Below are 24,311 nucleotides of genomic sequence, written 5' to 3'. Positions count from 1 at the left end.
TCCTGCCTGAGGGCCGGAATTCTTCCCCAGAGGTGTTATGACTATCAGCACTAGCGCGAGCATTGCCCAGCCGGGCCGCCAGGCGGCCGTGGCAGGCCATGTGCCGCAATCTTTCGATTCATTGGATGCGCGCAGCCACCTGGATTGGCTGGAATCCGAGGCCATCCATATCCTGCGCGAAGTGGCCGCCGAATGTGAACGCCCGGTATTGCTGTTTTCGGGCGGCAAGGACTCCTGCGTACTGTTGCGTCTGGCAGAAAAAGCCTTTCGCCCCGGCGCCTTCCCGTTTCCGCTGATGCATATCGACACCGGGCATAACTTCGACGAAGTGATCGCTTTCCGCGATGCGCGGGCGGCGGAGTTGGGCGAAACCCTGATTGTCCGCAGCGTCGAGGATTCGATCCGGCGCGGCAGTGTCGTGTTGCGCAAGGAAACGGATTCCCGCAATGCCGCGCAGGCCGTCACCTTGCTGGAAGCCATCGAGGAATTCGGGTTTGACGCCTGCATTGGCGGTGCCCGGCGCGACGAAGAAAAGGCGCGCGCCAAAGAACGTATTTTTTCCTTCCGTGACGAGTTCGGCCAGTGGGATCCGAAGGCCCAGCGCCCGGAACTCTGGAACCTCTACAACACGCGTGTCCATGCGGGCGAAAACATGCGCGTATTCCCGATTTCCAACTGGACGGAACTGGATGTCTGGCAGTACATCGCACGCGAAAATCTGGCCTTGCCGTCCATCTATTTCACCCACCAGCGCGAAGTGGTACGGCGCCGTGGCCTGTTGGTGCCGGTCACGCGCCTGACCCCGCCAGCCGAGGACGAAACCGTGGAAACCGTCGCCGTGCGTTTTCGTACCGTTGGCGACATTTCCTGCACATGCCCGGTGGCATCCGAGGCTGACGACGTCGCCGGCATCATTGCGGAAACCGCCGTGACCACCATTACCGAGCGCGGCGCGACGCGCATGGATGATCAAACGTCCGAGGCCTCGATGGAGCGCCGTAAAAAAGAGGGGTATTTCTGATGAGCGAAGTTTCCAGTGTCATTCTGGATCCGGTGGCGGCGACGTCGCCCGATTCCTCCGCGCTGACGGCATCCTTCACGCAGGCCGATGGCGGCGTGCTGCGCTTCATCACCGCCGGCTCGGTGGACGACGGCAAGTCCACGCTGATCGGGCGTCTGTTGTTCGACAGCAAGGGGGTCTTTGCCGACCAGCTCGACGCCATCGCACGCGCCAAGTACAAGCGCACGGAAGGCGACGCCCCGGATCTGGCGCTGCTGACCGACGGCCTGGAGGCCGAGCGCGAGCAGGGCATTACCATTGACGTCGCCTATCGCTACTTTGCCACGCCCAAGCGCAAGTTCATTGTGGCCGATGCGCCCGGCCATGAGCAGTACACCCGCAACATGGTCACCGGGGCATCCACCGCCGATGCCGCCATCATTCTGATCGACGCCACCCGCGCGGCGGATGGCACGCTCTTGACGCAGACCAAGCGTCATAGCGCCATCGCGCGCCTGCTGGGGATCCGCCATATCATCGTCGCCGTCAATAAGATGGATTTGCTGGACTGGGACCGTGATACCTTCGAACGCATCCACGCGGCCTACGCCGAGTTGGCCCGGCGCTTGGATATTCCGGCCTTTCATGTCCTGCCGTTGTCCGCACTCAAGGGCGACAACGTCGTGACGCGTTCGGCGCGTACGCCCTGGTATGAAGGCCCCACCCTGTTGAACTTGCTGGAAGCGTTGCCTGTGGAAGCCCAGGCGCGCCAGCGGCCCCTGCGCCTGCCCGTGCAGTGGGTGATCCGTCATGGCGGCAGCAGCGTGGCAGATTTCCGGGGCTATGCCGGCCTGGTGTCTTCCGGCACCTTGAACGTCGGAGATGCCGTACAGGTGCAGCCCTCAGGCGTAGAGGCAGTGGTTCAGGCCATTTACCTGGGCAGCGAAGTACGCCAGCAGGCCCAGGCCGGCGATGCCGTCACTGTCGTCCTGGATCGGGATGTCGATGTTTCGCGTGGCGATCTGCTGGTCCATACCCAGGCCCCCGCGCAGGTGGAGCGTGCGTTCGAGGCGGACCTGTGCTGGCTGGATACGCAGGCGCTCAACCCGGCGCGGCGTTATCTGCTCAAGCATGGCAGCCGTGTGACATCCGTGAAGGTCAAGGCTGTGCTGTCACGCCGCGATATTCATGAACTGACGGAAGTGGCGAGCGACGAGCCACTGAAAACCAATGAAATCGGCCGTGTCAGCCTGGCCGTGCGCGACCCGCTGCCGCTGGACGACTATGCCGTCAATCCGGGCAATGGCGCGTTTATCCTGATCGACGAGGCCAGCAACCAGACGGCAGCGGCCGGGATGGTGCGTCTGGGCTAGGTGACGGTGTTTCAGGGCGGTGTGTCAGGGGAGTGTTGCCAGGCGGGCCCGGTGGCTGCGGATGTGTGCGGCAGCCAGGGCGGCCAGGCCGGGAGCATGCGCCTTGCCTGCCGCCTTGGCCTGCCTCCCGGTAGTTAGGAAGGCAGGCTGTGCCGGCGAGGTGCTCAGCTGCGTGGCGCGGGATTGATGATGCGGCCCCACGTGCTCTTGTTGCCCCAGATATTTTGGCGTAGGCCTTCAAGTTGCAGCACCTGGCTATGGTCAACGAACAGATTGACTTCATTGCCGTAGTTTTTGATGTACCACTCGAAGACCGGTGGGTCGGCGGCCTCGAACATGACATGTTCCAGGCCGACTTCGTTGATGATCCGGGCGACGGCGCCCGTATTCCAGTCCACGACATTTTCAGTGATGCCTTCGGACTCGATCATGATGATATCGGCGCCGGCATCCAGTGCCTTGCGGGCGCGGGCAATCAGGTCGCCGACGTCCTTTTTGCCTTCCGCGGCCAGTTCGGCCTCGCTGGAATCCCCGCCGGACCCGAATTGGATGCCCAGTTCCGGCTTGGCCTTCAACCCGGCTTTCTTGACCTGTTCGATCAGTCGCAGCAGGCCGGATGTCGGGATGGAAATAAACCCGGTAGAAATTTCGATGACATCGAAGCCGGATTCCTTGGCTTCCTTCAGATACTTTTCCACGGCTTCCGGGCCGTAGCGCAGTGCGGTTTCTATCCAGCCGCCGGACGACACATAGGCGTCGTGCTGGTGGGCCAGATCACTGAAAGCGCGTACCTGTTCTTTGGGCAGCAGCGCGAAGGATCCGCCCGCCCATTTGATGCCATCGACCCATTGCCCGGCAACATCCAGCACATCCGCCAGGTGGCGGGTGCCGAAGGTGGCATAGTAGGGCGCGCGTGCTTCCGTCAGGCCGAATTTGCGCGGCTTGGGCGGGCGGTAGGCGCGGGGGATGAAGGAAAATGCGGTTTCCTGCGACGTCGGTTTGCTCATGGCAATCTCCTTTTCGAAACGAAGGAACAGCGAGGGAAAATCTGGTGTGGGACTGGCTCTGGACGCACGTGTCTCGGCCCCGTTTGCTTGCCCCCTGGCTGCGGCGCAGAGAGAGGGCAGGGCGGGGTTCAGGCGTGCTGGCGTTGTGTCGGAATCTGGGCGAGCAGTGCGGCCAGCTCGCGCGCGCTGTGTGCTTCCAGTGCGGCGATCAGTGCCGCCAGGCGGTCGCGCAAGGCCGCGTCGGCAAACGGAGCGGCCAGCAGATCGAATTTTCGGCGTGCCGTTTCCCAACTCATGGGCTGGGTATGAAAGCCTTCATAGCTGTTGCGCGTGGCCCGTTCGACCCGGCCATCGGTGAAGGTAATTTCCAGCTCGGCGGGCATTTCCGCAGGAAAGCGTGCGGAAAGCGCAGGGTCTGGCTGGATATGCACCTTGCGCAGCAGCGCCTGGATATCGGCAGCGGCAATGCGTGCGGGGGCGTATTGTTCCGGTAGCACCTGGCCGTCGAGCAGTGCGGCAGCCAGCATATAGGGCAGGGAATGGTCGGCTTCTTCCTTGGTGCGGATGTTCTGCTTGTCGCCTTCCTCGCCGCCTCCGATGATGGAAAATGCGACATCAAAGGTGCGCAGGCTGACGCTGCGGATCGCGTTGGCATCGAAGCCGGGCCGTGCGCGTATGTCCAGGGCGGCATCCAGCGCCGATTGCGAGTGGATTTCCGCATTGTGTTTCTTGAGGATGGTGCGTCGCACGCTTTCCAGGTCTTCGGCCAGCCAGTCGATGTCGAATGGCCCGGCAATGCTGTCCTTGAAACCTTTGTTGCCTTCGAACACGGCTTCCGGGCCGGTAATGCCGCGGCTGGCCAGCAGGGCGGCGAATACGCCTTCCTTGGCGGTATTGGGATAGGCCAGGCCTTTCCAGTGGGAGAGATTGCCGGTGCGCGTGACGCGCAAGGCGTTGTTGGCCGTGCCGGATATGGCGATGGCATTGGCGATCTGCACGGCATCCAGCCCCAGGGCCTTGGCGCTGGCGGCGGCTGCGGCATAGGCGCCTTGCGTCGTGTGGTCGAACCCCCTGGCCCTGACGGGCGCGACATCGGACAGGCGTGTATGGACTTGGTAGGCGACGGCCAGCGAGGTCAGCAGCGCCTTGCCGCTGGCATTGACGCTTTCCGCGCAGGCCAGGACGGCGCCGAGATTGTCTGAGGGGTGGTTGGTCTCGCCCTTGGCGAGATAGGCGTCCATGTAGTCCAGGTAGCGGCTGAGCGCCCCGTTGTAAAACGCGACGCGGTCAGGTGAGCCCTGGCCGCCGCCCAGGTAGCTTGCCGCCGGGTTGCCGCCCAGGTCGTGCAAGAGGCCGCGTATGGCCTGGATGGGGGCCGCGTCCTGGGCGCCGATGGCGACACCGATTGTGTCCAGGATGCGGATCTTCAATTCCTGCACCGCGGCGGCGCTGATGTCTTCGTAGCGGGCGCGGTGAACAAAACTGGCTAGCTGTGCAACTTCCGTCATGATATTTCCTTGTGAGAAACCATGGGCCGCACCAGAGCGGAGCGGGGTCAGCAACAGGAGCGCAGAACGAGGCAGGAGACGGGGTGGAACATGTGCATGGCCTAGTCACGATTGCCGTTCATGGCAATAGGGGGAAGCGTTGAACAGATTGTATAGAAAATGAGATTGATTATTGATTAATCCGCTACTGTCAGCGCAGGTATTACAGTTTTGCAAACGGGGCAGGGGCAGATCGGCGGCGGCGCGGACGGGCCTGGCAGGCGCAAAATGACGACTTATTCATCGCTGGCAGCCGGCTTGTCAATTTGGCTTGTCATTTGCTTAGGGCTTTCTGTTGCAGAAAAGGCAATGCACTGCTTTTTTCCCATGTGCCGGAGATACACTGCATTTTTGTATGAAAGACCGGAGTGTCATGGATACCGGAGTATTGCAGGTCAGCGCCTTCGTGGCCTTCACGATTGCCATACTGCTGTTGTTCGTCGGCAAGCTGGCGACGATGCGTATTGCCTTGTTGCGGCAGTACAGCATCCCGGAACCCGTGGTCGGCGGATTCTGTTGCGCCGTCGTGGTGGCTCTGGCCTATTACGTCCTGGATATCCGTATCCAGTTTGCGCTCGGTGTGCGTGAATTGCTGCTGCTGTATTTCTTCGCCGGTATCGGTCTGAAGTCCGATATGCGTACACTCAAGCGTGGTGGCTGGCCGCTGGTGCTGCTGCTGATCCTGGCCTCGGTGTTCATCGTGATACAGAACCTGGCGGGCATGGGCCTGGCGGCCATGTTTGGCCTGGACCCCCGTGCCGGGCTGATGGTCGGCTCCATTTCGCTGACTGGCGGTATCGGCACCACGCTGGCCTGGAGCCCCATCTTCATTGAAAAACTGGGTATTCCCAATGCCATGGAGCTGGGGATCGCCGGAAATACCGTCGGCATGATTGCTGCGTGCGTGGTGGGTGGCCCGGTGGCAACCTGGCTGATCCGCCACCATGGGGTCAAGCCTTCCGGCAATCGCCAGCTGGATGTGGGTGCGGTCAATCAGGGCCGGGCCGAGCCGCTGGATTACTTCAGTGTCTTGTGGGCCTTGTTCCTGCTGAACTGCGCCTTGCTGATCGGCTGGAGCCTGGATGCCGCATTGAAGGGCCTGGGGCTGACCTTGCCGACGTTTGTCAGCTGCTTGATGGCAGGCATCCTGATTCGCAATATTCCAGCATTGACCATACGGCGTGATCCGACGCGCAGCATGCCGGGTACGACCAAGGCGCTGGCGTTGCTGGGTGACGTTACCCTGGGGCTGTTCCTGACGATGGCGCTGATGGGCCTGCAACTCTGGGAATTGGAAGGCGTCTTCCTGTTCATTATTGTTGTGATGGTGGTGCAGATATTCCTGACGGTGATGTACGCGCTGTTCGTGGTGTTCCGTCTGATGGGTCGGGACTACGAGGCCGCGGTGATGTCAGCGGGCTTTGGCGGTATTACGCTGGGATCGACGGCGACCGCCATCGCCAATATGACAGCGGTGGCGCAGCAGTATGGCGCGGCGCACCGGGCATTCATCGTCGTACCGCTGGTATGCGGCTTTTTCATCGACCTCGTCAATGCCATGATTATCACGGCATTGCTTTGACCGGCGGCTTCCCGTATTCTCGACGGGTTGGCCGCGTGGCGGCCGGATGGTGATGACCGCGGGCGAAGACCGAGGCGAAATGAAAGGAGTTTCCGAATGAGCGTGGCGTCGATTTACGATATTCCGTTGCAGCGCCTGGATGGCAGCGCGGCAACGCTGGGCGATTACCGTGGCAAGGCTTTGCTGATTGTCAATGTGGCGTCCCAGTGCGGGCTGACCCCCCAGTATGCGGGGTTGGAAGCCCTGTATGAGCAGTATCGGGATCAAGGCCTGGAAGTGCTGGGCTTTCCCTGCAATGACTTCGCTGGCCAGGAGCCGGGTTCCGCAGACGAGATCAAGACTTTCTGCGAAGGGACGTTCGGTGTTCGGTTCCCGCTGTTTGCCAAGGTCGTGATCAACGGCGCAGGCCGTCATCCCTTGTATGCGGCATTGATCGCTGCCAAGCCGGCAGCCCAGCAAAAGCCGGATGGCACGCTGCGCCAGCGCCTGGCAGATCGCAATCTGCTGTCGGCCGAGCCTGGCGATGTGACCTGGAATTTCGAGAAATTCCTGGTGTCGCGTTCGGGCGAGGTCATCGGTCGCTTTGCGCCGGATATCGCGCCGGATGATCCTGCCTTGCGCCAGGCCATAGACGCGGCGCTGGCCTGATCCATGCGATCTCTGCCACCAGCGCGCAAGGGTTGGCGGCAGGAGCGGGCGGGAGCCTGCGCTGGCTCCCGCTGGGCTGGCGCGGTAAGGATGTTGAGCAGGCGCCGGATGCATCCGGCGCCTGAATCATTTGCGGGGTGAAGAACATGAGTGAACTCACGCTTTGGGGCCGTAGCAGCTCCAGCAATGTGCGCAAGGTGATCTGGGCGCTGACGGAGCTGGAGCTGGATTACCGTCGCGTGGATGCGGGCGGCGCATTCGGTGTGGTGCACGACGCCGCCTATCTGCAGCTCAATCCCAATGGACTGGTGCCGTGCCTGCAGCAGGGGGATTTCGTGCTGTGGGAGTCGAACGCCATCGTGCGTTACCTGGCCGATGTCCATGGCCAGGGTTCGCTGTTGCCGGACGGTGCCCGGGCCAGGGCGGCGGCAGATAAATGGATGGATTGGGCTTCCACGGCATTTGCCGGCCCGTTCCGCGATATTTTCTGGAACAGCGTGCGCGCGACGCCGGCGCAGCGCAGCGAAACGGAAATCCAGCGTGGCTGGGAGCAGGGCGCCGCGCTGCTGCGGATTGCCGATGCCACGTTGGCCCGCCAGCCGTATTTGTCCGGCGAGCGTTTCGGCATGGGTGACATTCCGTTGGCGACACTGTTGCAGGCCCTGCGTACCTTGCCCGATGCATTCCCGGCTCTGCCGCATCTGGATGCCTGGTATGGCCGCCTGCAGCAGCGTAAAGGCATGCAGTTGCTTGAGAGCCTGTCGCTGCGCTGAGCGGCACCGCCGCAGGCGCAGGGCATATCTTTCGCGTATTGAATTGTTTTCTAGGTTGGGGTGATGGCTTTTTCTTCTGAGAATCTGGCGCAGATCCATGCACGCATTGCGGCGGCCGAACAGCGCGCCGGGCGTGCTGCCGGCAGTGTGACCCTGCTGCCCGTCAGCAAGACATTTGGTGTTGATGTATTGCGTGAAGCGGCGGCTCATGGCCTGCGGCGCCTGGGTGAAAACAAGACGCAGGAGATCAAGAGCAAAAGCGAACCCCTGGCCGATTGCGGCATCAGCTGGGTCATGATCGGGCATTTGCAGACCAATAAGGCCAAGGAGGCCGCCCGGCTGGCCGATGAAATTCAGTCGCTGGATCGCCTGGATCTGGCGCTCGCGCTGCAAAAGCGCCTGGAGATCGAAGACCGCTCCATGGATGCGCTGGTACAGGTCAAAACCTCGCCAGAGCCCAGCAAGTTCGGCATGGCGCCCGAGGCGGTCGCGCAGTTTCTGCAGGAGGTGGCGCAACAGGCGCCGCGCTTGCGCATCCAGGGTTTGATGACGCTGGCGATCAATGACCCGGATCCTGAACAGGTGCGTGCCTGCTTCCGACGTTTGCGCGAGTTGCGCGATGCGCTGGCGCCCGCTGCCCCGGCAGGCGTATCGCTGGCGCGCCTTTCCATGGGCATGAGTGGTGATTTCGAGATAGCGATCGAGGAAGGCTCGACCGAAGTGCGGATTGGTTCCCTGCTGTTTGGTGGCCGTGATTACGCGGCAAAGTGATATGCAGCAGGTGTAATGATGTTGTCCATGGATGTCGCGCTGTCGTTTTTCGGAACGGCAGTGGTGTTGGCGCTGGTGCCAGGGCCGGATAATCTTTGTGTGCTGGCGCAGTCGGCGGCAGATGGCTGGCGGGCAGGCATGCGTCTGGTGCTGGGGCTGTGTTCCGGGCTTGTGGTGCATACCGCAGCGGTTGCGCTGGGGTTGGCCGTCGTGTTCCAGGCCTCTGCGCTGGCATTTACGATTCTGAAACTGTGCGGGGCAGCCTATCTGCTGTATCTGGCCTGGCAGGCGTTTGCGCATGCCAAGGCGGCATCCGGGCGGGGGCAAACGACGCGCTTGGGCGGCTGGGCGCTATATCGGCGCGGCATTCTCATGAATGTCAGCAACCCCAAGGTGTCTTTGTTTTTCCTGGCTTTCCTGCCGCAGTTCGTCACGCCGGGGCAAGGCAGTGTGACCGGGCAATTGATTGCCCTGGGGGCCTTGTTCATGCTGGCGGCCTTGTTGGTCTTTGGCGCGATTGCCTTGCTGGCCGGACGTCTGGGGGATCTGTTGCGACGTTCTCCCGGGGTGCAGGTCTGGCTGAATCGCGGCGCGGGCGCCGTATTCCTGGCCTTGGCCGCCAAGCTGGTCTTTTCAGAGCGCAGCTGATTTCCTTTCCTTTATGGCTGTGGCCGCCACCCTGAATCACGGGTGCAGCGGCGCTTTGCCGTGGTTCACACGTTTGTTGCAGTGCGACGCAGGGTAAACCAGCATGGCTGTGAATCTTGCGCATCGCCATAATTCAAACAAACGTTTGAAACAGGTGAATGAACGGTGTCAGCAGTCATCAACGAGATGGGCCGTGTGACGGTCCCCACGCCCGAAGCGGTGCTGGATGCAGCGGAAACCCTGTTCGCGCAGCAGGGGCATGAGGCGACGTCCATGCGCCAGATCACCGCCCTGGCCGGCGTGAACCTGGCTGCCGTCAATTACCACTTCGGTTCCAAGGAAGGCCTGGTGCAGGCCGTACTCAAGCGGCGCCTCGGGGCCTTGAACCAGGCACGTTTGCAGCAATTGGAGGCGCTGGAACAACAGGCGGCCGCCAGCGGCCAGCCGGTCAAGGCCTCCCAGATCGTCGATGCTTTCTTCGGCACCCTGATTCGCATGGCGCGGCAGGACAAAGCCGGGATATGGCCGCTGCTGGAGCGTTCCATGACCGAGCCGACGGCCTTTATCCGGATTCTGTTTGCGCAGGAATACAGCGATGTACTGGAGCGCTACAAGCAGGCTTTGCTCAAGGCTTTGCCAGGTGTGCCGCATGACGAAATCGTGTGGCGTTTCCAGTTCATGCTGGGCGCGGCATCGTTCGCCTTGACGGGCACCAAGGAGCTGCGCGAGGTCATGGGCTGGCAGGAAGATGCGCAGGATGCCACTCAGGAGGAGGCCGAGCTGCTGCCGCGCCTCATGAGTTTCCTGCTAGGCGGTTTACGTGCGCCGTTGCAGTCGCCCTAACAAAATAATCAGAAGCTGGAGACATAATCATGCAAGTCATTGGATGGATCGTTCTGGCGCTGGTCGTGCTTGGCGTCATTCTGCTGGGTGTGCCCGGCATACGTCGCAGCCTGTTGAGCCGGCCGCTGCTGAACCGCTTCCGGCAGATCCTGCCGCAAATGTCCGAGACCGAGCGCGATGCGCTGGAGGCCGGCACGGTCTGGTGGGAAGGCGACCTGTTCCGTGGCCGTCCGGACTGGAATCGTCTGCTGGCTTTTCCCCGTCCCCGGCTGACGGCCGAAGAGCAGGACTTCATGAACCATCAGGTCGAGCGGGCCTGCGAGCTGGTCAATGACTGGGAAGTCTCCCACCACAAGGGGGATATGTCGCCGGAAGCCTGGGCCTATATCAAGCAGGCCGGCTTTCTGGGCATGATCATCCCGCGCGATTATGGCGGCCTGGGTTTTTCGGCCTATGCGCACTCAGAAATCATTACTAAATTATCTACCCGTTCCTCCGCGCTGGCGGTGACGGTGATGGTGCCCAATTCCCTGGGGCCAGCCGAGTTGCTGCTGCACTACGGCACGGAAGAACAGAAGAATCACTATTTGCCGCGCCTGGCGACGGGCGACGAAATTCCTGCCTTCGCGCTGACCAGCCCGTGGGCGGGCTCCGATGCGGCCGCCATTCCGGACTATGGCGTGGTCTGCAAGGGAGAATGGCAGGGCCGTGAAGTGCTGGGCATGCGTGTGACCTGGGATAAGCGGTATATCACCCTGGCGCCGGTGTGCACCATTCTGGGTCTGGCTTTCCGCCTGTATGACCCCGATGGCCTGCTGGGCGGCAAGAAGGATATCGGCATTACCTGCGCGCTGGTGCCCTCCAATCATCCGGGTGTCGAAACCGGCAGGCGCCACTTCCCGCTCAATGCCATGTTCATGAATGGCCCGACGCGCGGACGGGATGTGTTCATGCCGCTGGATTTCATCATCGGCGGGCCGAAGATGGCCGGCCAGGGCTGGCGCATGCTGATGGAGTGCCTGGCCGCGGGCCGTTCGATTTCGCTGCCTTCCGCCAATGCCGGGATGGCGCGCCTGACGGCACGAGCCGTGGGTGGCTATGCGCGGGTGCGCAGCCAGTTCGGCGTGCCGGTCGGCCGCTTTGAAGGGGTAGAGGAAGCCCTGGCGCGCATTGGTGGCCATGCCTATGTGGCCGAGGCTGCCCGCACCATGACGGCAGGAGCGGTGGATCTGGGAGAAAAACCGTCGGTGGCTTCCGGCATCGTCAAATATCACGTGACCGAACGCGCCCGGCAGGTCGTTAATGACGGGATGGATGTGATCGGTGGCAAGGGCATCTGCCTGGGGCCGTCGAACTTCCTGGGACGCGCCTATCAGCAGGTGCCCATCGGCATCACAGTCGAAGGCGCGAACATCCTGACCCGCAGTCTGATCATCTTCGGCCAGGGCGCGACGCGCTGCCATCCGTATGTCCTGGCTGAAATGCAGGCGGTGCGGGAAAGCGACAAGCGGCGTGCTCTGCAGGATTTCGACCGTGCTTTCTGGGGCCATGTCCGCTTTGTCATCGGCAATGTCGTGCGCAGCGGCTGGCATAGTTTCACGGCAGGCCGTTGGGCCGACAAGCCGCGCCGGGCCGATGCGGCCACGGGCCGCTACTATCAGCAGCTTGGCCGTCTTTCCAGCGCGTTCGCCATGTTGTCCGATATGTCCATGCTGATTCTCGGTGGCAGCCTCAAGCGGCGTGAAAGCTTGTCGGCGCGGCTGGGTGATGTGCTGGCGCAGATGTACCTGGCCAGCGCCGTGCTCAAGCGCTATGAGGACGAAGGCCGTCAGGCCGAAGACCTGCCGCTGGTGCATTGGGCCATGCAGGATGCCTTGTTCCGCGCGCAAACCGCCATGGACGGCTTGCTGCAGAATTTCCCTAACCGCTTCGTGGCAGGCTGCCTGCGCCGCACCGTATTTTTCTGGGGCCGGCCGTTTGCGGCGCCCAGCGACAGGCTGGGTCAGAAAGTGGCCCGCTTGCTGACTGAACCGGGCGCGGCCCGCGACCGCCTGACCCAAGGCTGCTACGTGCCGCAATCCGCGGATGAGCCGGTGGGAGCCATCGAGCAGGCCTTGGTGGCGACCTTGGCGGCTGACGCCGCGCAGCTCAAGCTGCGGCAGCTCGACAAGAGTGGCTTGCTGGCGGGCAATCCGCTTGCCAACGTGCGCGATATGACGGAAGCCGCACGCGCCGCCGGCGCCTTGAGCGATGAGGAGTACACCTTGCTGCGCAAGCGCGATGACTTGCGTGATGCCGTGGTCAAGGTGGACGACTTCCCCTTTGATGTCATGGCGCAGGAAGCGGTGCAACAGAAAGCGGTTCCGCAAGTAGCGGTGCAACAGGAAGTGGCACAACAGGGAGCGCAGGCATGAGCGATCCGGTCTATGTCGTGGATGGTGCACGTTCGCCATTCCTCAAGGTGCGTACCGGGCCTGGCCCGTTCAGCGCGGCGGATCTGGCCGTGCAGGCCGGGCGGGAATTGTTGTTGCGCCAGCCTTTTGCGCCGACGGATCTGGATGAAGTCGTGATCGGCTGCGCGGCGCCTTCGCCTGATGAGGTCAATATCGGGCGCGTGATTGCGCTGCGCCTGGGCTGCGGCCCAAAAGTGCCGGGCTGGACGGTCATGCGCAACTGCGCATCGGGCATGCAGGCGCTGGATTCCGCCATGACCAATATCGAAGCGGGGCGGGCCGATTTGATCCTGGCCGGGGGCGTCGATGCCCTGTCGCGTGCGCCGCTGCTGTTTTCCGATGACATGACGCGCTGGCTGGCGCGTTGGATGGCGGCCCGTTCCACCGGGCAGAAACTGCGTTTGCTGGGGCAGTTCCGGCCAGGGTTTTTCAAGCCGGTGATTGGTTTGCTCAAAGGGCTGACCGATCCGGTGGTGGGTTTGTCCATGGGACAGACAGCCGAGAATATTGCCATGCGGTTCGGTATCACCCGCACGGAAATGGACAGCTATTCGGCGCGCAGCCACCAGCGCGCGCTGGCCGCCCGCGAGGCCGGCGCCTTCCAGGCCGAAATGGCGCCGCTGGTGGATACGCAGGGGCAAAGCTATACCGAGGATGATGGCGTACGCGCCGATTCCACGCTGGAGCGCCTGGCGCGTTTGCGCCCGGTGTTCGACCGCCTGGGCGGCAACATCACGGCGGGCAACAGTTCTCAGGTGACTGATGGTGCGACCGTACTGTTGCTGGCTTCCGAGCGTGCTGTCGAGAAGTGGGGGCTGGAGCCACTGGGGCGGATTCTGGACCGTGAGTGGGCCGGCCTGGATCCGGCTTGCATGGGATTGGGCCCGGTACATGCCGCCACGCCTATTCTGCAGCGTCAGCAAATGGATTTGAATGGCCCGGATCTCTGGGAAATCAATGAGGCATTCGCGGCGCAGGTGCTGGGTTGCCTGGCGGCCTGGCAGGACGAAGAGTATTGCCGGACCCAGCTGGGGACGGAGCCCTGGGGGGCCCTGGACGACAAGCGCCTGAATGTGGATGGCGGCGCCATTGCGCTGGGCCACCCGGTAGGCGCCTCGGGGGCGCGTATTGTGCTGCACCTGTTGCAAGCCCTGCATGCGCGTGGTTTGCGCCGCGGGATGGCGTCCATCTGCATAGGCGGGGGCCAGGGCGGCGCGATGCTGGTGGAAGCGATGGGCGCAGGCAATAGCAATCAGGCCGTGCAGCAGGAGGCAGCATGATGGAAAACACTTTGCAGCACTGGTCGCTGACACGCGACGGGCAGAACCTGGTCTGGCTGACGCTGGATCGGCAGGGCAGCGCGGTCAACGCCCTGGCAGCGGACGTCATGGCGGAACTGGGGACGGTGCTGGATGTGCTGGAACAGAATGTGCCGGCCGGCCTGATCATCCGTTCGGGCAAGGACACCGGCTTCGTGGTGGGAGCGGATATTGATGAGTTTTCCCGGCTGGACGACGCAGGCGCCGCGCAGGCGCTGGTGGCGCGGGGCTGGAATCTGTTTGAACGGCTGGCTGCAGTGCGCTATCCGACTCTGGCCTTGATACAAGGGCATTGCCTGGGTGGTGGGTTGGAGCTGGCCATGGCCTGCCGCTATCGCATCGTGATAGACGACCCGGGCACCGGGCTGGGCTTGCCGGAAGTCATGCTGGGCATCGTGCCGGGCTGGGGTGGCATCAAGCGTTTGCCGCGGCTGGTCGGCGCGCAGGTGGCTCTCGACATGATGCTGACAGGCCGCCGCCTCAATCCGCGGCGCGCTGCCAGCCTGGGCCTGGTGGATGCCTGCGTGCCCGCACGGGTGGCTCAGGCGGCCGCGCGCCAGTGGGTGCTCTCAGGCAAGCCGGCGGCGCGCGTGCGTGGCTGGCGCAGCTGGCTGGGCGCCTGGCCATTCAAGGCGCTGGTACGGCGGCAGGTGGCACGCCAGTTGGCCAGCAAGGATCCGCTGGGCCATTATCCGGCGCCACGGGCCATCCTGGATCTCTGGTCGCATCATGAGGGCAATCCGCTGAAGGTGCCGGCGCTGATAGATGCCATCCTGTCCTCGCAGACGGCGCGCAATCTGTTGCGTGTCTTTCATCTGCAGGAGCGCCTGAAGGCCTATGGCAAAACGGCGGGCCTGGCGCCGGTACGGCATGTGCATGTGGTCGGTGCCGGGGTGATGGGCGGGGATATTGCCGTCTGGTGCGCCTTGCAAGGCATGCGTGTGACCCTGCAGGATCAGAACCTGGCGCAGATTGCCCCGGTGCTGGCACGGGCCGGCAAGCTGTATCGGCGCAAGCTGAAGGATAGACGCCGCGAACAGGCGGCACTGGATCGTCTGATTCCGGATGTGGCCGGTCATGGCGTGGCCCAGGCCGATCTGGTGATCGAGGCCATCAGCGAGAACCTGGAGGCCAAACAGGGGCTGTATCGGCAACTGGAAGCCCGCATGAAGCCGGATGCGCTGCTGGCAACCAATACCTCCAGCCTCCCGCTGGAAGCGTTGCGCACGGTCTTGCAGCAGCCCCAGCGGCTGGTGGGCATCCACTTCTTCAATCCGGTGGCGCGCATGCCGTTGGTGGAGGTCGTCAGCACCCGCGACGGAGACGCCCTGCATCAGCAGGCGGCAGCGCGGGCCTGCGGGTTTGTCGGCCAGATCGGCAAGTTGCCGCTGCCGGTTCGCAGTGCCCCCGGGTTTCTGGTCAATGCGGCATTGGCGCCTTACATGCTGGCGGCCATGCGCTACGTCGATGAGGGTGTCAGCCCAGCCAGCATTGATGCTGCCATGACGGCTTTTGGCATGCCCATGGGGCCGATCGAACTGATTGATACGGTGGGCCTGGATGTGGCCCTGGCGGCGGGGCGTCAGTTGGCCCCGGATGCCGAGCCGCCGCGTTGCCTGCTGCAGCGGATAGAAAGCGGCAAGCTGGGCCGGAAAAACGGAGCGGGGTTTTATCAATGGCGCGCCGGCAAGGCGGTCAAGCCGAAGGCCGGCAGCGTGCCGGAAGGCCTGGCCGCGGCGCTGGCGCAGACCTTGGCGCAGGCTGCCCAGCGGCAGCTCAGTGCGGGCGTGGTCGCAGATGCCGAACTGGCGGATGCGGGCATGATTTTTGGAACCGGCTATGCCCCGTTTACGGGGGGGCCGTTGCAGCATCACGGAATGTCTTCAGTCCCAGAATAAAGCAAGAGGCAGCAAAAGTCCCGGCCTGGCCGGTTCCATATGACAGACCCAGAGAAGGTCTGCCATTCACGAGGAGACAAATGATGAAAACACGCAATCTGACAGGGCGCGTCTTTTCCTTGGCGGTATTGAGTGGTGTAGCCACGGCCAGCCATGGCGCAGGATTCCAGCTGCTTGAACAGAGCGCCAGCGGGTTGGGCAATGCCTATGCCGGTTCCGCCGCCATTGCGGAAAATGCCAGTACGATTTATTTCAATCCGGCAGGGATGACGTATCTGCCGGGGCTCAATGTTTCGGGTGGCGTGACGGCGATCCGGCCTTCTTTCAAATTCAGCGACGACGGCCTGAGCCGTGGCCCGCTCGCGCTGGGCGGCACACCTGGCGGGTCGAATGGCGGCGACGCGGGCAGCTGGGGGTTTGTGCCCAATGCCTATATGTCGTGGCAGATCAATGAACGCTGGTTTGCCGGCGTGGGGGTGGGTGCGCCGTTCGGTCTGAAAACAGAATATGCCGATGACTGGATTGGTCGTTTTCACTCGCGAGAGTTCGACATTCGTACCATCAACGTCAATCCGTCCGTCGCCTATAAGGTCAATGATTACTTCTCGGTCGGGGTGGGCGCCAACTGGCAACGCATCGACGCGACCTATCGTCTGGCCCAGGTGCTGCCGGTGCCGGGCGTGGGCTATATGGAAGGGGATGCCAAGGTCAAGATGCACGGCGATGCCTGGGGCTGGAATGTCGGTGTGATCTTCCAGCCGACCCAGTCCACGCGTATTGGCCTGTCATACCGTTCCAAGATCAAACACTCGGCCAAGGGCGATACCAATATCGAGTTGCGCGGCAATCCGGTGGGTAGCGGCAGTGCCCACGCCAGCGTCGATTTGCCCGATACCGTCGTGTTCAGCGTCATGCATGACCTGACGCCCAGCTGGACCCTGCTGGGTGATGTGTCCTGGACAGGCTGGAGCAGCATTCCCCGGCTCGACATCGAAAGTGGTGGCAGCATCAACCGCACGACCTCGCTGGACCTGCGCTTTCGCGATACCTGGCGCGCGGCATTGGGCGCCAACTACCATGTGAATGAGAAATGGACCTGGAAGGTAGGCGTGGCCATCGACCAGTCGCCGGTGCGCAGCGCCGAATATCGCCCCACCTCCCTGCCTGACAACAATCGTCTGTGGCTGTCCACCGGGGTGCAATACCGCCACGGTGCAAATACCACCGTTGATCTGGGCTATACCTATCTGCATTTGAAGGATACGCCTATCGACAACGGCAATGTCCTGGCTCAGGGCAGAGTGGAGGGGGATTACAAGAGCAGCGGCCACATCATCGGTTTGCAGGTTTCGACCCGCTTCTGAGGATGAGGCCATCCGATTCACGGAATGACTAAGGAGAGTTGCTTGAGCAAGTTCAATATCAAACGCGCCGCAGTGCTGGGCGCCGGGGTGATGGGAGCGCAGATTGCCGCGCACCTGGCCAATGCCGGCATTCCCGTGCTGCTGTACGACCTGACGGCCAAGGAAGGCGATCCCAGCGGCGTGGCGCTCAAGGCCCTGGCCGGGCTGAAGAAACTGGAACCGGCGCCGCTGGCCAGCCAAGCGAGCCTGGCCTATATCACGCCAGTCAACTATGACCAGCATCTGGAGCAATTGTCCGGCTGCGATCTGGTCATCGAAGCCATTGCCGAACGGCTGGATTGGAAAAACGAGTTGTACCGGCGTGTGGCGCCCCATATCGGGCCGCAGGCCATTCTGGCCTCGAATACCTCCGGTCTGCCGATTGCGTCGCTGGCGCTGGCGTTGCCCGAGACGCTGCGCTCGCGCTTTTGCGGCGTGCACTTCTTCAACCCGCCGCGCTATATGAAGCTGGTGGAGTTGGTGGCAATCCCCGAAACGCGTCCCGATGTCCTGGATAACCTGGAGTCCTGGCTGACGTCGCGCATGGGCAAGGGGGTGATCCGAGCCCTGGATACGCCGGATTTCATCGCCAATCGCGTAGGGGTGTTTTCGCTGCTGGCGGCCATGCATCATACGGTGCGGCTGGGGCTGGGCTTTGATGAGGTCGATGCCCTGACCGGGCCGCTGATCGGGCGGCCCAAGAGCGCGACCTACCGCACGGCCGATGTCGTGGGCCTTGATACGCTGGCGCACGTCATCAATACCTTGCGTGATGGCGCGACGGAAGACCCCTGGCATGAGCATTTCAAGGCGCCTGATTGGTTGCAGGGCCTGATCGAGCAGGGCGCGCTGGGGCAGAAGAGCGGGCGCGGGGTATATCGGAAAGTCGGGCGCGAAATCCAGGTGCTGGATCTTGCGCTGGGCGACTACCGCCCCGCCGCAGGCAAGGTTGCCGATGAAGTGGCTGCCATTCTCAAGCAACGCGATCCGGCCGAGCGCCTGCGTGCCTTGAGGTCCAGCAGCCATCCGCAGGCGCGTTTCCTGTGGGCGGTGCTGCGCGACTCGTTCCATTACAGCGCCTTCCACCTGGGGGGCATCGCACCGAATGCGCGTGATCTTGACCTGGCCATGCGCTGGGGCTTTGGCTGGTCGCTCGGGCCCTTGGAAACCTGGCAGGCAGCAGGCTGGGCTGAAACGGCGGCGGCGATCGAAGCGGATATTGCACGGCAGGAAACCATGGGGCCGGCACCGTTGCCGGCATGGGCCAAGGAGACAGATCGCCAGGGCGTGCACACGCCTGCGGGTTCCTATTCGGCGCGTACCAACCGGATCGAAGCGCCATCCTCCTTGCCGGTATATGCCCGCCAGATATTCCCGGAGCGTGTCCTGGGCGGCCAGAACCCTGCGGCAGCGCAGCCACAGGAAATACTCTGGGAAAACGATGGCGTACGGCTGTGGCGCTTGCCGGCAGTGGACGCGGGTGTTGCTATCCTGTCGTTCAAATCGAAGATGCACACCATTGGCGATGAAGTCCTGGATGGCGTCTTGCAGGCGGTGGCCCATGCCGAACAGCATAGTGACGCCCTGGTGCTTTGGCACGAAGCGCCGTTTGCCGTGGGGGCCAACCTCAAGCAGGTCGCCGACTCGGCGGCGGCTGGCGAATTCGAGCGCCTGGAGCAGACAGTGGCCAAATTCCAGCAGGCTTCGCTGTCGCTGCACTATGCCCAGGTGCCGACGGTGGCGGCAGTGCAGGGCATGGCGCTGGGCGGCGGCTGCGAATTCGCCATGCATGCGACGGCACGGGTATTCGCGCTGGAAAGCTATGTCGGGCTGGTGGAGGCAGGGGTGGGCCTGATTCCGGCTGGCGGCGGCAGCAAGGCCTTTGCGGTACGTGCCGCATGGTTGGCGGCGCAGACGGAGACGCCGGCAGAAGTCTTCCCATACTTGCAGCCGGCTTTCCGCAATATCGCCATGGGCCAGGTATCCAAGAGCGCGCTGCAGGCCATCGAGGCAGGCTTCGGCGTGCCGACCGATACCGTGATTTTCCATCCGGACGAATTGCTCTGGACGGCCGTGCGCCGCGCGCGTGCGATGGCGGATATCGGCCATCGGGTCCCGGCGCGCCCGGGGCAGGTCGTGGTGGCGGGCCGTAGTGGCATTGCCAACTTCGATATGCAACTGATCAATATGCTCGAAGGCGGCATGATCAGCCAGCATGACTACAAGGTGGCGCATTCTGCGGCTGTTGCCCTGTGTGGCGGTGATGTCGATACCGGCGTGAAGGTGGATGAGGCCTGGTTGCTGGCGGTGGAGCGACGCGAATTCATGGCTTTGTTGCGCACCCCCGAAACGCTGGCGCGTATTCGCCACACCCTGGAAACCGGTAAGCCGTTGCGCAATTGAACAAGGAAGATTCATGAGTATGCAGAAACAGGATGCCTACATCGTGGCTGCGACCCGTTTGCCGGTCGGCAAGCGTGGCGGCATGTATGGACGTACCCGTCCCGATGATCTGCTGGCGGCCGCGCTGCGCGCAGCGCTGGCGCAGGTGCCGGGGCTGGACCCGGCGCAGATCGGCGATGTGATTACCGGTTGCGCCATGCCGGAAGCGGAACAGGGCATGAACCTGTCCCGCATGGGTTTGCTGCTGGCCGGCTTGCCCAATCAGGTGCCCGGGCTGACGATCAACCGCTTTTGCGCATCGGGCTTGCAGGCCGTGGCGGATGCCGCCAGCCGTATCCGTCTGGGAGAGGCGGATATCATGGTGGCGGCGGGTGCGGAGTCCATGAGCCTGATGTCGCAGATGATGGGCAACAAGATCGCCATCAACCCGGCGATCTTCGAGGGGGATGAGCGTCTGGGCATGGCCTATGGCATGGGCCTGACGGCTGAAAAAGTCGCGCAGCGCTGGAAGGTGTCGCGCGAAGACCAGGACGCCTTTGCGCTGGAGTCGCATCGCCGCGCGGTGGCGGCCCAGGCCGCAGGGGCGTTTGCAGCGGAAATCACGCCCTACGAAATTGTCAGCCATGGGCCGGGCGACCGCCACACCGGCGAGCCGCGCATCAGCCGTCGCACTGTGAGCCAGGACGAAGGTCCACGCGCGGACAGCAGTGCTGAGGCGCTGGGGCGGCTGCGCACGGTATTTGCTGCAAGAGGGTCGGTGACGGCGGGTAACAGCTCGCAGATGTCTGATGGCGCCGCAGCTGTGGTACTGATGTCCGAACGCCTGGTGAAGTCGCTCAACCTGAGGCCGCTGGCCCGCTTTGCTGGCTATTCGGTCGCGGGCGTGCCGCCGGAAATCATGGGCATCGGCCCGATTGAAGCGATTCCCCGTGCGTTGGCGCAGGCAGGCATCAGCCAGGATCAGCTCGATTGGATCGAACTGAATGAAGCCTTCGCGGCGCAAGCGCTGGCAGTGATGCGCGAATTGCACCTGGATCCGCAGCGGGTCAACCCATTGGGAGGCGCCATTGCGCTGGGGCATCCGCTGGGCGCGACGGGCGCGATTCGCACGGCGACATTGACGCACGGCCTGCGGCGTACTGGCGGGAAGTACGGCATGGTGACCATGTGCATCGGGACCGGCATGGGCGCCGCAGGCGTATTCGAGGCGCTTTGAACATGTCGCTGGACTTGTTGAGCCGCCTGCCCCATGCCTGGCGCGCCCCTGCGGTGCGGCTGGGGTTCAACCTGCATCCGGGGTTCCGGGGCATGGGGGGGCGGGTGGTGCATGTTGCGCCGGACCTGTCCTGCATGCGCGTGCGTCTGCCCTGGCATCGGCGCACGCGCAATATGCTGGGCTCCATTTATGGCGGCTCACTGTTCGGCATTACGGATGGGCCGCATCCGCTGCTGCTGACTTTGCGCTTGGGGCGCGACGTCATCATCTGGGATAAACAGGCGGCCATCCGTTTTCGGCGGCCGGCCTATCAGGTGCTGTACGCCGAGTTCCGCATCACGGACGAAGAAGTGGCCGACATCCGGCAGGCGCTCGATGCGGGTGGGGAAACCGTGCGGGTCTATAGCGTGGACCTGGTCGATGCCCAGGGAACCGCGTATGCGACCGTAGAGCGCACGCTGTATATCGCCACCCGGGCGCACTATGCCGAAAAAAAGCGCGAAAAAGAATTGGCAGGCAAGACAGCGGCCACCGGCGAGGCCGTAGAAAGAACAAAATGATGAGGTTCCATGGGGAGCCGCAGGCGGACTAAGGAGACAGTCGTGGAGAAAATCTGGCTAGAGCAGTACCCGGAAGGCGTTCCCCCCGTAGTGGACACCACAGAATACGATTCGCTGATCCATCTGTTCGAAACCAGCTGCAAACGCTATGCCAAGCAGGTGGCCTATGTTTCGCTGGGCAAGGAAATGACCTATGCGGAGCTGGATCGCCAAAGCCGTGCCTTCGCCGGTTGGCTGCAAAGCAAGGGGCTGGGCAAGGGCGATGCCGTTGCGTTGATGATGCCCAATCTGCTGCAGTATCCGGTGTGCCTGTTCGGCATTCTGCGCGCCGGCTGCGTGATGGTGAACTGCAATCCGCTCTACAAGCCGCGCGAACTTGAATATCAGTTGGTGGATTCCCAGGCCAAGGCGATCGTGATCGCCGAGAACTTTGCGCATGTGCTGGAGCATGTCAAAGATCGCAGCCATCTCAAGCAGGTCGTGGTGACCGCAGTCGGCGATCTGCTGGGTGGCTTCAAGCGCATGCTGGTCAACTTTGTGGTGCGCCGGGTGAAGAAAGGCGTGCCGCCGTGGTCTTTGCCGGGGGCGGTATGGTTGCGTGATGCGCTGGCGCAAGGCGCAGCGCGACGTTTCGACCCGCCATCGCTGACAGCCTCCGATCTGGCCTTTCTGCAATACACCGGTGGCACGACGGGCGTGGCGAAGAGCGCCATGTTGTCGCACGGCAACCTGGTGGCGAACGTCTGCCAGGCGCATGCCTGGATACGCGCCTCAGTGCGCGAGGGCAAGGAATGCATCGTAACGGCCTTGCCGCTGTACCACATCTTTGCGCTGACGGCGAACTGCCTGATCTTTATGAAAATCGGCGCACGCAATGTCCTGGTGACAGATGCGCGGGATATTCCCGGCCTGATCAAAACCATGAGGGATTCGGGCATGACGGCGTTCACGGGCGTCAATACGCTCTTCAATGCCTTGCTCAATCACCCTGAGTTCGCCAAGCTGGACTTTTCCCAGCTGCGGCTGACATTGGGGGGCGGCATGGCGGTGCAGCGCGTGGTGGCGGAACGCTGGAAGGAAATCACCGGTACACCTTTGGTACAGGCGTATGGCCTGACGGAAACGTCGCCGGCAGTCACCATCAACCCCATGGATGGCCATCATGTTGAAGGATCCATTGGCTTGCCGCTGCCTTCGACGGAACTGAGCATTCGCGCTGATGATGGCAAGGAGCTGGCCATCGGGGAAACCGGGGAAATCTGCGTGCGCGGGCCGCAGGTGACATCTGGCTACTGGAAACGGCCTGAGGAAACCGCGCTGGCCTTCTATGCCGATGGTTTTCTGCGTACCGGGGACATCGGCTATGTGGATGACAGAGGGTTTGTCTTTTTGGTCGATCGAAAGAAGGACATCATCCTGGTGTCGGGTTTCAACGTCTATCCGAATGAAATCGAAGAAGTCGTGGCGACCCATCCGGGGGTGCGCGAAGTGGCGGCGGTAGGGGTGCCGGATGAGCGATCCGGCGAAGCGGTCAAATTGTTTGTGATCCGGCGCGACCCTGCGCTGACAGCGGAAGCGTTGATTGCCTTCTGCCGCCAGCAACTGACAGGCTACAAAATTCCTCGCCATGTCGAGTTCCGTGAAGATCTGCCGCGTACCAATGTCGGCAAGATACTGCGCCGCGAATTGCGTTGAGCGTTGCGTGCCGTTTGCTGGCGCCGCCAGCCTGGCACGGTGGGTTGGGCTTTGGCGGCGAGGGGCAATGGCAAGCAGATAGCGCGCGTGGCATGCCGGCGGGCGCGATTGCGTGCCGCTGCTCTCCATAGCGTGCAGTCGCGCTATCGCATTCTCTCTCCCTATATATAGGGAAGCCGGGAGGAAGCTGGCGGGTCGGAAGAAGCGAGGCTGGGGCGGCGGCCTCAATAGGGGGGAGGCCCTGCATCGCATCTCTATATAGAGAGAGGCGCTATATATAGAGATGCGTATGTGGCAACGGAGAGGTTGGCGACGTTTGGCGGGAGTCGGTTCGCAGGTCTGGACGCGGACGGATTCCCGCTTTTTTTGGGCAAACGAAGATTTTCTGCAAAAAGTTTTACACGGCGATGAAAAGCGTGCTATATTTCATTTTCTGTTGAGCGACGCAACAAATTCTTCGGAAAGCGAAGCGAAGTTCAACGGGGCCGGAAACGGAGTTTGTTTTCAGGTGCTGCGGTTTGATCCCCGAGGGACGGCAGGCGGTGCGGGAAGCGGATTCGGCGGGAAGTGAAGAAGATGTTCAGCAGGTGTTGACAAGCTTCAAAACTTCATGTTAAAGTTTCTAGCTCGGTTGCTTAGTAACTCAGGGTTAACCCGAAGGGGGTGGTTCTGATAAGTAACCGGAAACGAGGTCTGGTGGGTTTACCCAGGCGACGTTTTTCAAGTAGTGATTCAGCAGATAGCCGCTAAGTGGCAAACGAAACTGAGTTGACAAACCTGAAAAACTGCTTCATAATCTCGTTTCTCTGCTGATGCAAATCAGCGAAACGCGAAAGCGATGCAGTAGGAAGTTTAGTGGTTCAGTACCGAATTTGCAGTAACTGCTCTTTAACAACTTAACAGCCGATAAGTGTGGGCGCTTGGAATGAGTGTGCGATCCCAGCAATGGGAATGCCAAAATTATCAAGTGCCTACGAAAGAAGTAAGGTTTTAATACCTCACTTCCTTTGAAAAGCAAAGCGACATATTTCCGTCCCGGAAACGGGAAGGNATATGTAAAAAACAGAGATTAAACTGAAGAGTTTGATCCTGGCTCAGATTGAACGCTAGCGGGATGCTTTACACATGCAAGTCGAACGGCAGCACGAGGAGCTTGCTCCTTGGTGGCGAGT

18 protein-coding genes and 1 rRNA gene are annotated in these 24,311 nt (G+C 62.3%); 17 read left to right on the top strand and 2 right to left on the bottom strand.

Annotated elements, in window-relative coordinates:
* Positions 1-37: 37 nt before the first annotated feature.
* Positions 38-1,021: a sulfate adenylyltransferase subunit CysD gene (gene cysD / locus ACNA1V_RS02700; protein WP_415832049.1), complete on the top strand. Its 984-nt coding sequence runs from the start codon at positions 38-40 to the stop codon at positions 1,019-1,021.
* Positions 1,021-2,373, top strand: coding sequence for a sulfate adenylyltransferase subunit 1 (locus tag ACNA1V_RS02695; RefSeq protein WP_415832048.1), 1,353 nt, complete (start codon positions 1,021-1,023; stop codon positions 2,371-2,373). The genes cysD and ACNA1V_RS02695 overlap by 1 nt, the downstream gene beginning before the upstream one ends.
* 164 nt (positions 2,374-2,537) lie before the next feature.
* On the opposite strand, the gene ACNA1V_RS02690 is transcribed toward ACNA1V_RS02695, so the two are convergent.
* Positions 2,538-3,380 (bottom strand): phosphosulfolactate synthase, encoded by an 843-nt coding sequence (locus ACNA1V_RS02690; protein ID WP_415832047.1) that lies wholly within the window; start codon positions 3,378-3,380, stop codon positions 2,538-2,540.
* A gap of 128 nt (positions 3,381-3,508) precedes the next feature.
* Entirely contained in the window at positions 3,509-4,888 is a 1,380-nt protein-coding gene (locus tag ACNA1V_RS02685) for an MmgE/PrpD family protein (RefSeq protein WP_415832046.1), read from the bottom strand.
* Positions 4,889-5,282: 394 nt separating this feature from the next.
* Between ACNA1V_RS02685 and gltS the strand changes: the two genes are divergently transcribed.
* The 15 genes from gltS to ACNA1V_RS02610 form a co-directional block, all read left to right on the top strand.
* Positions 5,283-6,509: a sodium/glutamate symporter gene (gene gltS, locus ACNA1V_RS02680; RefSeq protein ID WP_415832045.1), complete on the top strand. Its 1,227-nt coding sequence runs from the start codon at positions 5,283-5,285 to the stop codon at positions 6,507-6,509.
* 96 nt (positions 6,510-6,605) lie between these two features.
* Positions 6,606-7,157 carry a glutathione peroxidase gene (locus ACNA1V_RS02675; RefSeq protein WP_415832044.1) on the top strand — a complete coding sequence of 184 codons (552 nt, stop codon included), beginning with the start codon at positions 6,606-6,608 and terminating at the stop codon, positions 7,155-7,157.
* 146 nt (positions 7,158-7,303) lie between these two features.
* On the top strand, positions 7,304-7,930 hold the full coding sequence (locus ACNA1V_RS02670; protein ID WP_415832043.1) for a glutathione S-transferase family protein: 627 nt from the start codon (positions 7,304-7,306) through the stop codon (positions 7,928-7,930).
* Positions 7,931-7,993: 63 nt separating this feature from the next.
* Entirely contained in the window at positions 7,994-8,701 is a 708-nt protein-coding gene (locus ACNA1V_RS02665) for a YggS family pyridoxal phosphate-dependent enzyme (RefSeq protein ID WP_415832042.1), read from the top strand.
* Between the two features lie 18 nt (positions 8,702-8,719).
* A complete protein-coding gene (locus ACNA1V_RS02660; protein ID WP_415832222.1) occupies positions 8,720-9,349 on the top strand; it encodes a LysE family translocator in 630 nt (209 codons plus the stop codon).
* A gap of 177 nt (positions 9,350-9,526) precedes the next feature.
* Positions 9,527-10,192, top strand: a complete 666-nt coding sequence (locus ACNA1V_RS02655; protein WP_415832221.1) for a TetR/AcrR family transcriptional regulator — start codon at positions 9,527-9,529, stop codon at positions 10,190-10,192.
* Between the two features lie 29 nt (positions 10,193-10,221).
* Entirely contained in the window at positions 10,222-12,606 is a 2,385-nt protein-coding gene (locus tag ACNA1V_RS02650) for an acyl-CoA dehydrogenase (protein ID WP_415832041.1), read from the top strand.
* Positions 12,603-13,925, top strand: a complete 1,323-nt coding sequence (locus tag ACNA1V_RS02645) for an acetyl-CoA C-acetyltransferase (RefSeq protein ID WP_415832040.1) — start codon at positions 12,603-12,605, stop codon at positions 13,923-13,925. Before ACNA1V_RS02650 ends, ACNA1V_RS02645 begins: the two co-directional genes overlap by 4 nt.
* A complete protein-coding gene (locus tag ACNA1V_RS02640) occupies positions 13,922-15,862 on the top strand; it encodes a 3-hydroxyacyl-CoA dehydrogenase NAD-binding domain-containing protein (protein ID WP_415832039.1) in 1,941 nt (646 codons plus the stop codon). The genes ACNA1V_RS02645 and ACNA1V_RS02640 overlap by 4 nt, the downstream gene beginning before the upstream one ends.
* Positions 15,863-15,945: 83 nt before the next feature.
* Entirely contained in the window at positions 15,946-17,226 is a 1,281-nt protein-coding gene (locus ACNA1V_RS02635) for an OmpP1/FadL family transporter (RefSeq protein WP_415832220.1), read from the top strand.
* Positions 17,227-17,268: 42 nt separating this feature from the next.
* Positions 17,269-19,668, top strand: a complete 2,400-nt coding sequence (locus ACNA1V_RS02630; RefSeq protein ID WP_415832038.1) for a 3-hydroxyacyl-CoA dehydrogenase/enoyl-CoA hydratase family protein — start codon at positions 17,269-17,271, stop codon at positions 19,666-19,668.
* Positions 19,669-19,681: 13 nt separating this feature from the next.
* Complete coding sequence (locus ACNA1V_RS02625) at positions 19,682-20,884, top strand: acetyl-CoA C-acyltransferase (RefSeq protein WP_415832037.1); 1,203 nt, start codon at positions 19,682-19,684, stop codon at positions 20,882-20,884.
* Positions 20,885-20,886: 2 nt separating this feature from the next.
* Entirely contained in the window at positions 20,887-21,444 is a 558-nt protein-coding gene (locus tag ACNA1V_RS02620) for a DUF4442 domain-containing protein (protein ID WP_415832036.1), read from the top strand.
* A gap of 42 nt (positions 21,445-21,486) precedes the next feature.
* Positions 21,487-23,139 carry an AMP-binding protein gene (locus ACNA1V_RS02615; protein ID WP_415832035.1) on the top strand — a complete coding sequence of 551 codons (1,653 nt, stop codon included), beginning with the start codon at positions 21,487-21,489 and terminating at the stop codon, positions 23,137-23,139.
* A gap of 1,071 nt (positions 23,140-24,210) precedes the next feature.
* Positions 24,211-24,311 (top strand): 16S ribosomal RNA (locus tag ACNA1V_RS02610); the annotation flags it as partial.

It is taken from the genome of Kerstersia similis (genome assembly GCF_965139615.1).
Lineage (GTDB): Bacteria > Pseudomonadota > Gammaproteobacteria > Burkholderiales > Burkholderiaceae_B > Kerstersia > Kerstersia similis.
The sequence above is the reverse complement of the archived record's forward strand: the minus strand, read 5'-3'. Positions and strand labels throughout refer to the sequence as shown.

Coding starts and splice junctions, on each gene's coding strand:
- cysD (WP_415832049.1), top strand. CDS start 38: ATGACTATCAGCACTAGCGCGAGCATTGCCCAGCCGGGCCGCCAGGCG.
- ACNA1V_RS02675 (WP_415832044.1), top strand. CDS start 6,606: ATGAGCGTGGCGTCGATTTACGATATTCCGTTGCAGCGCCTGGATGGC.
- ACNA1V_RS02650 (WP_415832041.1), top strand. CDS start 10,222: ATGCAAGTCATTGGATGGATCGTTCTGGCGCTGGTCGTGCTTGGCGTC.
- ACNA1V_RS02690 (WP_415832047.1), bottom strand. CDS start 3,380: ATGAGCAAACCGACGTCGCAGGAAACCGCATTTTCCTTCATCCCCCGC.
- gltS (WP_415832045.1), top strand. CDS start 5,283: ATGAAAGACCGGAGTGTCATGGATACCGGAGTATTGCAGGTCAGCGCC.
- ACNA1V_RS02640 (WP_415832039.1), top strand. CDS start 13,922: ATGATGGAAAACACTTTGCAGCACTGGTCGCTGACACGCGACGGGCAG.
- ACNA1V_RS02695 (WP_415832048.1), top strand. CDS start 1,021: ATGAGCGAAGTTTCCAGTGTCATTCTGGATCCGGTGGCGGCGACGTCG.
- ACNA1V_RS02645 (WP_415832040.1), top strand. CDS start 12,603: ATGAGCGATCCGGTCTATGTCGTGGATGGTGCACGTTCGCCATTCCTC.
- ACNA1V_RS02635 (WP_415832220.1), top strand. CDS start 15,946: ATGAAAACACGCAATCTGACAGGGCGCGTCTTTTCCTTGGCGGTATTG.
- ACNA1V_RS02665 (WP_415832042.1), top strand. CDS start 7,994: ATGGCTTTTTCTTCTGAGAATCTGGCGCAGATCCATGCACGCATTGCG.
- ACNA1V_RS02685 (WP_415832046.1), bottom strand. CDS start 4,888: ATGACGGAAGTTGCACAGCTAGCCAGTTTTGTTCACCGCGCCCGCTAC.
- ACNA1V_RS02620 (WP_415832036.1), top strand. CDS start 20,887: ATGTCGCTGGACTTGTTGAGCCGCCTGCCCCATGCCTGGCGCGCCCCT.
- ACNA1V_RS02625 (WP_415832037.1), top strand. CDS start 19,682: ATGAGTATGCAGAAACAGGATGCCTACATCGTGGCTGCGACCCGTTTG.
- ACNA1V_RS02670 (WP_415832043.1), top strand. CDS start 7,304: ATGAGTGAACTCACGCTTTGGGGCCGTAGCAGCTCCAGCAATGTGCGC.
- ACNA1V_RS02660 (WP_415832222.1), top strand. CDS start 8,720: ATGTTGTCCATGGATGTCGCGCTGTCGTTTTTCGGAACGGCAGTGGTG.